An 11777-nucleotide genomic window follows, 5' to 3' on the forward strand; every position below is an offset into this window, starting at 1 on the left:
TCTGCTTTATGGCAGAAACTACATCTTATTGTTCTTTAAGGCAAGGTGTTTTTACTCATTTTATCTGCGATAAAATATTGTATTTCAAGTATAATATTTCTTAAAAGCACTTGTTAAATATTTGAAATTAAAATAAGAAGCTTGTATAATTTAGATAGGTACAAAACATATTGATGTATAAAATGTTTGTATTGTGCATTAAAGGAAATATAATAGTTGCAATTAAATGGTGATAAATTACAAGAAACATTTTCTAAGATATTCTTGATATCTTGTGGAGGTAAAATATATGAATTTTGATATTATTATGGATATTCATCGATATAAAGAATGGACAAACATTACCGTTCCAATGTATGGATAGTGGCAAAATTCAAAATGTTGGGTGAAATATATAAGTGGTAATGACTATATTTTTAGGGTTTAAGATATTTCTTTTTGAAGTTAAAAAACAGGAGTATGATAATATTTAATATATTAAGGAGGAGTACAAAATAACAGGTTTTGTATATGAGAAATATGAAGAATATGAGAAGAATAATTGTGCTTATAGTTGCTATATTATGTTGTATTAGTTTTGTAGTTTTAGCAATTGATAAAGAGTATAACTACTCTATTGAAGGAAAAAATGGTATAACAGATGAACAGGTAAAAGAAATAAAATCAAGAATAGATAAAATCTACGAGTACTTTGATAATAAAGGTTATGAGCTTGATGAAATCAAATTCATCATGGCACATAATACAAGAGCTGAGCATCCCGAAGATAAAATAATAATTGACTTTGAAAACATAAGTGATTTTGAACTGATGCAGTTAATTTTACAACATGAATTTTCAGAGTATGTAAATTACGGACTCATGTATGGTGTTATGTATGATATTTCAAAGACTTATAATCTAGAATTTGAGGAAGTGACTTCTTATAGCATTCAAGAAGTAGAAGAGTATTGGGATTATATCTCCTTAGCATACATTAATTTTACTCCTGAAATAGCCTCTGAAACTGAGGTAGAGATATCAAAATATGTATCAGTAGAGTTAGTTAAATATATAAAGGGTGAATACGGAAGTGAGTATCTTATTAATTTAATGAAGGATTCTTCTGACCCTTCTAAAGTGTATAAGGTAAGTGAAATTTTAGATGCATGGATGAAACAGAATAATTCAGATTATGTTTCAAATAGAATTATGAATGTAGAAGTTTTTAATCAGAATCCTAAAAAGAATACACTCGAGTACATGACAGATAATATTAATTGGGTACTGTATCTAGATAAAAAAGATATTGGAAGCGACTATTATATTAGCGCTAATGATAATACAAAAGTTTTTTACGAATACATGAATAGTATTTACGATGAAATAACAAGACTTGAAGGAATATTCGATTTTGAAAGTAGTGAACTTCCAATGTTGACAATTGATATTTATTCAAATGAATACCTACAATTAGGTGGGATTTATTTGAATATTAATGAAGGAATCAAATTGAACGGAATTGTGGCATTTAGTCATGAATATATTCATTTTCTTGATAAATCTTTAGGAACATATCCTGCTTATGATGGATTAGTGGAAATGCGAGCTGTATATTATTCAAGTGGCTTTAAATTAAATAATTTAATGTTTGATGAAATCTTCATAGAACAAAGGGATAAGCGGGCGAAAGAATGCAGTGAAATAGGTACGGTTAATCCCTTTACTGAAACTGAAAAATTCTTAGGAAGAGCAATGACATATAATGATTATAACTTGTTATTTGCAGACATATATGTTCATGAAATGCTTGAATCGGGTCATGAGATGCCAAGTTTCTTTGAGGCAAATAGAAGAAAAGGATATCCAGTAGAGCATTGGAGGTCACTAATGAATTATTTAGTAAAAAAATATGGTAACGAAGCTGTTGATACTATTATGTTAGATCAAAAGCTACCAGATGGAACGAATAAAGATATGACAGATGTCATAAAAGAGTGGAAAGTGTATATTACTAATTTCAGTGAAAAAGATTATGGTAATTATTATGATTAACTAATTATTATGGACATTCAAATGTTTTGTATGCTTAAGAAGTAAGTTGATTTCCATGAAAAAAGAATCTACTTGCTTCTTTCTAATTTCATTCACTAAATTTAAAAAGTGTTTTAAGGCACAAAAAAAGAGTTTTGAGTCGTAAATCTTTATTCAATATAATATTCTATTACGTTGAATTTAAATAAAAGATCCATGATAAAAGTTCATATCATAGGCTTGTCCCCCTTTTATTTTGAATCTGCGAATATTTCATCGTATATTTGAATATTTGTAAATAAAAAGGGGGGGAATTTATGAAAAAAATCGGTGTTGGCTCATTATCTATATTTCTTATATTTATATGCTATATTTTAAATAAGTTATCTATACTTAGATATTTATTCTCTTTAGTTGGACTACCTATTTATTCATATTGGGGATATATAAAGTACGATAATACATCGTATGTTTTAATTGTTATATTAATAGCATCATTTTACATAGGTAAAAAATATCCTTATCATTTTGGTGCTAAAATAGGTTCATTACTGTCTATACTTTCGATATGTACTAGTATTGGCCAGCTTTTAGGGTTCATACTATCATCATAAGTATTATGGGGTAAGGCAACCATTCATGTATTTTAGGTCAACATTATATTTTCTTGAAATTATTAGTCAAAAATCAAAGTATTATAAACATCAAATTATAAACAAATCAGTACTTCGATTATAGTACTGATTTATGGTACCTGTTCACTCATTAGGAGTCTTTTTTTATAACTATACTGAGGTAATTTATGGTAAAATAGGATAAGCGATTGAGGCATAAAATACTTGTATTGTGAAGTAAAAAAGAATAATTCCAAATTAATAATGGTAATGTTTTGTGAAGCAAAAAAAGGGGGGAATTAATATGGTAGATGGTATCACATTAATTTTTTCAGGATTAATATGTATATTCTTACAAAGGACTGAGTGGCATAAGAATTACATTGAAGAACATAATTTTACCGACTCAGAGGAAATTTGGGTTTTTATTAGAAATGTAATGGGAGTATGTTTAATATTTATTGGAGTATTGATATGTATTATTACTCTAATAAATTAATTAATTCTCAATATCTTTGTTTTGTAATGCATTAAGACTTATATTGAGATATTTGTCTGTATTTTGATTTTAAAAAACCACTAACATAAATTTGTTAGTGGTTTTTACTCTAAAGCAAATTTCCTTTTATAAGTCTAAATATAAAAGGAATTATAGATATTAATAGTGAAATTGTATTTATAATAACATAAATACAGAAATAGTTAATTAATTTTTCATATTTCTTTTGGATAAGTTTTTCATCAGTTTCACTACCTATTCCTTTTATGAATTTTGCGATAATGATAAATAAAATCACTATACTAAGACTTAATACTATTAAAGAAAAATTAACCCAATTCCAATTCTTTAGTATGTCATATTTAAATAATCTAATTACATTGTCAATTTGGCATGCAATGTTAATAAGTGTTAATACGACTAATGCAATACTACTCCAAGCTAATAACTTTAAAGTCTTTCGCAAATTTACACCCCCTATAAAAATATAATTAACGCCGTAGGACATTGACATGCCCGAAATTAGTTACCAACTATAAACTCCACAGCCTTCAAAATTTTTTCATCTAAATCTTCTGGGTACCAGTGGCCAATTCCTTTATTAATATGGTATTCATGAGCAAGTCCAACTTCCTTAAATAATTTTAAAAGATACTGAACAGTTGGGTCAGTGTCCTGGTCCCCTTCAAGAATAACTATTTTTGTTTTTCTTTCTGCTAATTTCCTTGTGTCTTCATGTCCGATGCTATCTAAGTAATCACCAGGACATAGTCCAATAACACCTTTTATTGGGATAGTGTTTTCATAAGCAATATTAATAGAAGTAGTTGCACCACCAGAGAAACCTCCAATTATTACACAAGTTTCATCAATGGAATAGTCTAATAATAATTGCTCATAGCAATCTTTTAGTTCTTTTCTTGATAGAGCTGGATCACTTAGCCATCCAAAGCTTTTATGAAAATACATTTGTGATGATTGAGGATATACAACTATGTATCCTTTTTCTAAAAGTGTATCAGGTTTCCAAAACCAGCTAGTATTTTTTATATTGCAATGAAATCCATCACCATGTAGACAAAAGAATAATGGATGTTTTTTTGTTGGATCATAAGATTTTGGAAGGTGAACTTCATATTTGAACTTAGAATCTTCTTTAGCTTGCTGAAGTAGCTTTGTATTTAAATTATTAAGAGACTCATATTCAGGGTGGTTTCTTAATAAATCAAAGTCTGGCCAGTGTAGGGGAAATGGATAACCTTTTTCAAGTGATTTTTTTATAAGATTAATACAGCTCTCACTATTATTGGTTTGAGTATATATCATAGATTCATCCATCATAAGTTCAAATAAATTTTCTTCATATTCATCTTTTGGTAAAAGTTCATTTGCATGAAGGAGTATATTTAAAACTTCATCATACTTTTTTTCAGATAAGGGTATTGAATAGTATTCTTCAAATTCATAAAAATTTCTATAATTCATATGTATCTCCTTTAAATGATATTTTTCTAAATTTTCTTTAATAGGTTAATTATAACATATGAAGAATTATGATACTATTAAGGATATTCATAGGCAAAATCAAATACGTGATAATTACGTAGCAAAATTTGAAGAAGCACCTGTTGAATCTATACTGTTTGATGAACAACCTTCTTATTCAATATATTAAATAATGATTTGAATTGTTTCCTACCAAAAATTAAAGGTTCTGACCTTTGGTCAGAACCATCCTTCATTATCCATTCGCTTTTACTTTATAAACTCTTGCTTCATAAGGTCTTAATTCAACCTTACCTTCTTTAAGAAGTGAAAAATCATTTTCTCTCTTTTCATAGTTCCATAAGACAAGTTCACAGTCATTAGTCACTAATTCTTTATCCTCTATCTTAGGCTCTCCACCGAAAAAATTCACCATTATTAAGAACTTCTCACCATCTAATTCACGCGTATATGAATATATCTCCTCATGGTCCCTTCCGATTTCTTTGAAGTCACCATATACTAATGATAGATTTTCTTTTCTTAATTTAATTATTTTCTTATAATAGTTCAATATAGAATTTTCATCTTGAAGTTGCTTTTCTACATTGATTTCTTTATGATTTTCATTTGCTTTAATCCAAGCTTTCCCTGTTGTGAATCCGGCATTCTTACTATCATCCCACTGCATTGGCGTTCTTGAATTATCTCTTGATGTATTGTGTAACCCTTTTAGGTAGTTTTCTTCTGTCACCAATCCTGATTGTACAAAATCTTTATGCCTATTAAATGCAGATATGTCCCTATAATCCTCTAATTTGAATGTTCTATCATTTGTCATACCAATCTCATCACCATAATAGATAAAAGGCGTACCTTTTTGAGTTAATGGTAATGTAGCTAACATTTTCGCAGATTCAACGTGATAGTCTTTATCGTCCCCAAGTCTTGATACTGTTCTAGTCGTATCATGATTTGAATAAAATAATGGACACCAACCTTCATTGTCTTCTCTCATCTGCCATCCACTCATATTTTTCTTTATATCATTAATTAAATCTATCTTAGTTGTTTCCCATGCTTCCTTACCTCTTCCAACACTATGCATATCAAAGTGGAATGTAAAATCAAGTTCCTTCTTATCAACTCCAGTATAAAGGTATGCGTTATGATAACCGATTCCACCAGTCTCTCCAATTACTACGTGCTCGTCCTCAAACACATCTCTTTTTAACTCTTTAAGATAATCATGTACCTCTGGTAGATTCTGAACATATTTAATAAAATCTCCATAAACTTGACCTTCACCAACTTCTCCATCTGGGAAATTTGCATCCTTACCAAGATGATTAATAGCATCCATTCTGAAACCATTAACACCTTTATCAATCCAGAATTGTATCATATCCTTAATATCTTTTCTTAAATTTTCATTCTTCCAGTTAAGGTCTGGTTGCTTTTTAGAGAATAAATGTAGATAATACTCTCCTACTTCTTCATCATATTCCCATGCACTTCCTCCAAAAAATGATCCCCAGTTATTAGGAACCTGACCATCCTTACCTTTATTCCATATATAATAATCTCTATACTTATTCTCCGCAGATTTTCTTCCCTCAACAAACCATGGATGTTCATCTGACGTATGATTAATAACAAGATCCATAACAAATTTCATATCTCTTTTCTGTATTTCTTTCAGCATATAATCAAAATCTTCAAGAGTACCAAATTCATCCATAATATCTTCAAAATCACTAATATCATATCCATTATCATCATTGGGAGATTTATTAATAGGATTCAAATATATAATATCAACACCTAAATCCTTAAGATAATCTAATTTTTCAACAATCCCTTTTATATCCCCAATACCATCTCCGTCTGAATCCTTGAAACTTCTAACATAAATCTGGTATGCTATTCCTTCTTTCCACCATCTTCTGTTCATTGAATACCCTCCTAAATCGACTTTAATCAATACTTATGCAAACGCTTTCATTGATTGTATTATATCATTTTTCTTCTATAATCACAACTTCAATCATAATATCTTAGCATAACTTAGTTTAGTATTTCTTAACATTTTTTTGAGAAGGCTTTGATTAAAATTGATGTTGATAATATAATAATGTAGCTTATATAGGTTGTATTATTCCAAGCATATTGCTATCAATCTGCCGCGTCATCGTATATGAATAGTTTTGAAAATATTTATCCCAAAAACCTCTAGCAGTTGGATTTATAGTACCATGAGTTACACAAATAGTTTTTATTCCACATTCTTTAAGCTTATCATTTGCATATTTGAGCATCTGTGAAGCTATTCCTCTTCCACGATAATCAGGATTAAGAAATACATCTCCCATACAAACAGTACCCTTGCCCCCAGTAATAAAAGCATCTCTGCCTGGTTCAGAATCTATCATCCCTATAAGTTTATTACCATCAAAAGCTGCGAATATCCGCATATCATCTGAAAGGAAGTCGTCAAACCTATCTTCTAATGGCAAAAAATAACGACAGTGATAAAAAACTGGACTCATTCTCAAATGATTTATTGATCCTCTATAAAATTCCATAATATCACTTCTGTAAAACTTAAGTTCCTCTTTATTAAGTTCTTTAAATATATAATCTTGACACTTATTCAATTCAAATGGTTCAGTAACATCCCTGATAACATCTGTCACATCCATTGAGAATGAACTCATTATATATGTTTGCAGCACTTCAATATCATGAGCATAAATATTTATTCTAAGACTCTGAGCATATTTTTCACACAGTTCCTTTGCAACATACTGAAATAGTTTGCCAATTGTAACTGCTCTGTTTTCACTTCGAATCCCATATCCAAACAAAGGAGATGTTGCCCCCTTATCCCCCTGCTCATTAATGTTAAATATATCACCAAAAGCCAAATAAGCTACAAGATTATTATTTTCAAATGCCATCTTACCATTACCACTTTTAAATAACTTTTCTAGTTTTGTTCTGAAATAAACCATATAATTTAAATCAGGTAATCCCCCAACATGTTTACATTCCATTTCATAGTTTTCCTGTGCCAAACTTACAGCATCCTCTAAATACAATAAATCTAAATCACGTATTTCCATAATTATTCCCCCCCAATACTAAAAATCATCAACCTTTGACAAGGATCTGAAACGTTTATTATGTGTTTTAAAGTTTCCCCGGACCTTCTTTTCTTTAAATAGCATATTTTCGTATTGTTCTATATCTTCATCAGATATATCTACCCCCATATTAGCTACTTTTTTTATTTGTTTTTCTACCTTTTTTACATATAATTTATCACGCTTTACTTTACTTTCTTCATTATCACGAAAATAATTTCCAGAGTGATTACGCTTATATGATTCAAACTGTTTTTTTTCTATACTATTTTTTTCTGACACAAAATCACCTCAATTTAAAATGTACTAACCGGTTATAATACTTATGATTATAGCAGTACATACCAACTGAAACTTGTCCAAAATCGTTAAATTACTTATATTTTTTATATACATTCTTATAGTAAATAAAAAAAGAAGAATCTCAATCTAGAAATTCTCCTTCTTTATTATTTATTAACTGTTTCTACGCTTTAGCCTGTTAAATTAAAAAACAGATATTTCAACGGTTTCACCAGACTTAGCTTAATCATTAAAATGTGTGTCTCTGAATACTCTCATTATTTCAATTGCTTTTTCTTTACCAAACCAACCTTCATTCTCACCTATTCTTGGATACAAGCCTCTAAGCATACTCATTTCTTTATATTCCAATTCACTAATATCTTTTTCTTTTCGTTCTTCCTCAATTGCAATAATTTTGTTATCTCCATCATTTCTTAAAAAACATCCAATAACTTTTGCCTGTATTCTATCACCTAATGACAGCTGCTTTTGTGTTACTACATATATATCCAAATGTTTTTCTGGAGGACTTCCATACCCTTCTATCCAACCATATACACCGTCAAATCCTCTCTCATACATCAAACTCCCTGAATTTGTTTCAATGAAATAATCCCCTTCAGGTATATACTTTATTCTTTTCTCATATTTTTGTGTTTGTTCAACTCGCATTGTTATAATCATATTAACCCCCCTCCTATTAATATGGTACTCTACTCTTGAATACACGCCTTAACTGTGTTTCTTATTCACTAATAATTATTTAATTCCAAGCATTTATAACCAATTATACCACATACTACATATTTAATTAATAACTATAAAAATCTCATGATGAATAATTATAGTAAAAAACTCAGGTGGATGTCTTTCCACCTGAGCCCATAATTTTTTTTATTGCATGATCATACTTAGTATTTTATAACTATCGCTTCAAATGGTCTTAATTCCATTTCATCTTTGATTTCAACATCTTTGTAATTAGAAATAAAGATTTCACCATTTCTTCTTTTAAACTCTTCTGGTATTTGGTAACTAACTTCTTCCCCTTTGAAATTCAGTATCACAAGTAGAGTTTCACCTTCCCACTCTCTTTTATAGCAATAAACTTTTAGGTTATCTTTATCAAACTCTGTGAACTTACCATAAACCATTACTTCGTTATCTTTTCTTAATGAGATAAGCTTTTTATAGTAATAGAATATTGATTCCTTATCTTCTAATGCATTTTTCACATTAATTTCATCATAGTTAGGATTTACTTTCAACCAAGGAGTTCCTGTTGTGAAACCTCCATTCTCGCTGTTATCCCATTGAATAGGAGTTCTTGCATTATCTCTTCCCATTCTATATACTCCTGCCATGAAATCTTCTTCCTTCATGATTCCACCTTTAACAAGCTCATCATATGCGTTTAATATTTCAAGGTCTTTATAGTCATTAATGTTCTCAAACTTAACGTTTGTCATACCAATCTCTTCCCCTTGGAATACATAAGGTGTACCTTTCATAGTATGAAGCATTGTAGCTAACATTTTAGCAGATTCAACTCTATATCTTTTGTCATCGCCAAATCTTGAAACCATTCTCGGTTGATCGTGGTTATTAAGATATAAACTATTCCACCCATCATCCTCTAACTCCACTTGCCATTTTGTCATTATAGTTTTGAATTCTGGAAGTTTCCAATGTTTATAATTCCACTTTGGTCCATCAGTATCAATTCCCATGTGTTCAAACTGGAATAACATATTCATCTCATTCCTATTCTCACCAACATACTCTTTAGCCATATCAGGAGATACTCCTGGACACTCTCCAACAGTCATAACATCATATTTAGATAGAACCTCTTTATTCATTTCCTGAAGAAATTCATGAATTCTAGGTCCATTTAATGAATGTTCTCCAAAATCCCCATATAATGCTCCTGGCCAAACATGTCCATCTGGTAATCCTGGCACCTTACTGATAAAGTTTATAACATCCATTCTAAAACCATCTACACCCTTATCAAACCAGAACTTCATCATATCATAAACTTCTTTTCTAACCTTCTCATTTTCCCAGTTAAGATCTGGTTGTTTCTTTGAAAATAAGTGAAGGAAATATTCATCCGTAGTCTCATCGTATTGCCACGCACTTCCACTGAAAACTGATCCCCAGTTATTTGGTGGGTTACCATCCTTACCTTTTCCCCAAATATAATAGTCTCTATATGGATTATCTTTTGATTTTTTTGATTCTACAAACCACTTATGTTCATCAGAACTGTGATTCACTACTAAGTCCATAACAAGCTTGATACCTCTATTGTGCATTCCTTCAAGTAGTTCATTGAAATCTTCCATAGTTCCAAATTCACCCATAATATTTCTATAATCACTAATATCATAACCCATATCATCATTAGGAGATTCATACACTGGATTTAACCATACAATTGAAACCCCTAATTCTTTAAGGTAATCAAGTTTTTGTATAACTCCTCTAATATCACCTATTCCATCCCCATTTGAATCCTTAAAACTTCTTGGATATAATTGATAAACTATTCCTTCTTTCCACCATGTCTTGTTCATCATGTTTCCTCCTCAATAATATTTACTATTAAAATCTATAATAAGTTTCATTTTGTCTTTACACTATACGTTCTTCATCATTCCACCACTTCCGTTGTTCCTTATGTTGAAAACCATATATATTTTAAACTTTAGTTGAGCTTACTTATAAAAAAGTATACAATATATATTGTGTCTTGATAATAAATCAAACTGACTTTTTTTATACAAAACCGACCTTCGAGGTGATTTTATGTTTTTTGAAATTGATTTAAATATAATTCCTAAAGTCAGATATATAGGTCATGTAACATATAATTTCCCATGGATACATTTTGAGAGGGTAATAGATGAATTTATTTTATATATAATTGAAAGCGGTGAAATGTATATTGAGGAAGATGATAAAAAACATCACCTTCTTCCAGGAGATTGCTTTTTATTAGAACCAAACAAACTTCATAGAGGATATAAGGAAGCTTGCTGTTCATATTACTTTATTCATTTTAAACATTCTTCTTTAACCAAATCCTCACTTAATAAAAATAATATTTGTGACTACTTATTGGAAGCAAGGACGAACTCATTATCATCAGATATATTTAGCGAATCAATATCCACAAGCTATAGTTCGTACTATCCTAAGATGTTCACTATCAAAAATGAAACATTACTCTCAGAAATTTCTTCAATCCTTACATCTGCTATTGATTATTATAATAGCAAACTTGAGCATTATAAATTAACTTCATCAATTAAGCTATTAGAGGTTCTCATACTAATTATTAGAGAATTTATTTCTGATGAGAAAAATCTTTCGATTAATAAGAGTCCAAAGAGCTCTTACCTTACTAACTCACTATTAAATTATCTTAATAGAAAATATCTTATTAAGATAACCAGTGAACTTATAGAGAAAGAATTTGAATTGAATTACGATTATATGAATAGAGTATTTAAAAAAAATACAGGTTTTACTATTAAGAATTACGTAAATGTGGTTAGAATAAATAAAGCAAAGGAAATTTTAGCTACCACATCTTGTAAGGTACGGGAAGCCGGTTATCTTGTAGGTATTGATAATCCATATTATTTTAGTCGTCTTTTTAAACAAATAACAGGAACTTCTCCTTTGAAATATATAAAAAGCCTGAACATTAAATAAGGGGGGTGC

At 29.7% G+C, this 11777-nt stretch carries 12 protein-coding genes; 5 read left to right on the forward strand and 7 right to left on the reverse strand.

What is annotated here, in order from left to right; all coding sequences use genetic code 11:
• Positions 1 to 510 precede the first annotated feature (510 nt).
• From KDK92_RS02435 to KDK92_RS02445, 3 genes are all read left to right on the forward strand, one after another.
• Entirely contained in the window at positions 511 to 2034 is a 1524-nt protein-coding gene (locus tag KDK92_RS02435) for a hypothetical protein (protein WP_250857448.1), read from the forward strand.
• A gap of 296 nt (positions 2035 to 2330) precedes the next feature.
• Positions 2331 to 2627 carry a hypothetical protein gene (locus KDK92_RS02440; protein WP_250857450.1) on the forward strand — a complete coding sequence of 99 codons (297 nt, stop codon included), beginning with the start codon at positions 2331 to 2333 and terminating at the stop codon, positions 2625 to 2627.
• A 304-nt stretch (positions 2628 to 2931) separates the two neighbouring features.
• The gene (locus KDK92_RS02445) at positions 2932 to 3126 is read left to right on the forward strand and encodes a hypothetical protein (protein WP_250857451.1); all 195 of its coding nucleotides are present in this window, start codon (positions 2932 to 2934) and stop codon (positions 3124 to 3126) included.
• A 109-nt stretch (positions 3127 to 3235) separates the two neighbouring features.
• Here the strand turns inward: KDK92_RS02445 and KDK92_RS02450 are convergent, their stop codons facing one another.
• Both KDK92_RS02450 and KDK92_RS02455 read right to left on the reverse strand, forming a co-directional pair.
• Positions 3236 to 3592, reverse strand: a complete 357-nt coding sequence (locus tag KDK92_RS02450; protein ID WP_250857452.1) for a hypothetical protein — start codon at positions 3590 to 3592, stop codon at positions 3236 to 3238.
• A gap of 56 nt (positions 3593 to 3648) precedes the next feature.
• Positions 3649 to 4611, reverse strand: a complete 963-nt coding sequence (locus tag KDK92_RS02455) for an alpha/beta hydrolase (RefSeq protein WP_250857453.1) — start codon at positions 4609 to 4611, stop codon at positions 3649 to 3651.
• Positions 4612 to 4669: 58 nt separating this feature from the next.
• Between KDK92_RS02455 and KDK92_RS24400 the strand changes: the two genes are divergently transcribed.
• The gene (locus tag KDK92_RS24400) at positions 4670 to 4801 is read left to right on the forward strand and encodes a hypothetical protein (protein WP_276575861.1); all 132 of its coding nucleotides are present in this window, start codon (positions 4670 to 4672) and stop codon (positions 4799 to 4801) included.
• A 66-nt stretch (positions 4802 to 4867) separates the two neighbouring features.
• Here the strand turns inward: KDK92_RS24400 and KDK92_RS02460 are convergent, their stop codons facing one another.
• The 5 genes from KDK92_RS02460 to KDK92_RS02480 form a co-directional block, all read right to left on the reverse strand.
• Positions 4868 to 6565, reverse strand: coding sequence for a glycoside hydrolase family 13 protein (locus KDK92_RS02460; RefSeq protein ID WP_250857454.1), 1698 nt, complete (start codon positions 6563 to 6565; stop codon positions 4868 to 4870).
• A gap of 187 nt (positions 6566 to 6752) precedes the next feature.
• Positions 6753 to 7736 (reverse strand): GNAT family N-acetyltransferase, encoded by a 984-nt coding sequence (locus KDK92_RS02465; protein ID WP_250857455.1) that lies wholly within the window; start codon positions 7734 to 7736, stop codon positions 6753 to 6755.
• Between the two features lie 18 nt (positions 7737 to 7754).
• Positions 7755 to 8039, reverse strand: coding sequence for a hypothetical protein (locus KDK92_RS02470; protein WP_250857456.1), 285 nt, complete (start codon positions 8037 to 8039; stop codon positions 7755 to 7757).
• Between the two features lie 243 nt (positions 8040 to 8282).
• Entirely contained in the window at positions 8283 to 8726 is a 444-nt protein-coding gene (locus KDK92_RS02475; protein WP_250857457.1) for an inorganic diphosphatase, read from the reverse strand.
• A gap of 227 nt (positions 8727 to 8953) precedes the next feature.
• A complete protein-coding gene (locus KDK92_RS02480) occupies positions 8954 to 10624 on the reverse strand; it encodes a glycoside hydrolase family 13 protein (protein ID WP_250857458.1) in 1671 nt (556 codons plus the stop codon).
• A gap of 232 nt (positions 10625 to 10856) precedes the next feature.
• On the opposite strand from KDK92_RS02480, the gene KDK92_RS02485 reads away from it, so the two are divergent.
• A complete protein-coding gene (locus tag KDK92_RS02485; RefSeq protein WP_250857459.1) occupies positions 10857 to 11768 on the forward strand; it encodes an AraC family transcriptional regulator in 912 nt (303 codons plus the stop codon).
• Positions 11769 to 11777: the final 9 nt, after the last annotated feature.

Source organism: Oceanirhabdus seepicola, from assembly GCF_023684385.1.
GTDB classification, from domain to species: Bacteria; Bacillota; Clostridia; order Clostridiales; family Clostridiaceae; genus Oceanirhabdus; species Oceanirhabdus seepicola.

Coding starts and splice junctions, on each gene's coding strand:
- KDK92_RS02460 (WP_250857454.1), bottom strand. CDS start 6,565: ATGAACAGAAGATGGTGGAAAGAAGGAATAGCATACCAGATTTATGTT.
- KDK92_RS02465 (WP_250857455.1), bottom strand. CDS start 7,736: ATGGAAATACGTGATTTAGATTTATTGTATTTAGAGGATGCTGTAAGT.
- KDK92_RS02455 (WP_250857453.1), bottom strand. CDS start 4,611: ATGAATTATAGAAATTTTTATGAATTTGAAGAATACTATTCAATACCC.
- KDK92_RS24400 (WP_276575861.1), top strand. CDS start 4,670: ATGAAGAATTATGATACTATTAAGGATATTCATAGGCAAAATCAAATA.
- KDK92_RS02475 (WP_250857457.1), bottom strand. CDS start 8,726: ATGATTATAACAATGCGAGTTGAACAAACACAAAAATATGAGAAAAGA.
- KDK92_RS02445 (WP_250857451.1), top strand. CDS start 2,932: ATGGTAGATGGTATCACATTAATTTTTTCAGGATTAATATGTATATTC.
- KDK92_RS02440 (WP_250857450.1), top strand. CDS start 2,331: ATGAAAAAAATCGGTGTTGGCTCATTATCTATATTTCTTATATTTATA.
- KDK92_RS02480 (WP_250857458.1), bottom strand. CDS start 10,624: ATGAACAAGACATGGTGGAAAGAAGGAATAGTTTATCAATTATATCCA.
- KDK92_RS02435 (WP_250857448.1), top strand. CDS start 511: ATGAGAAATATGAAGAATATGAGAAGAATAATTGTGCTTATAGTTGCT.
- KDK92_RS02485 (WP_250857459.1), top strand. CDS start 10,857: ATGTTTTTTGAAATTGATTTAAATATAATTCCTAAAGTCAGATATATA.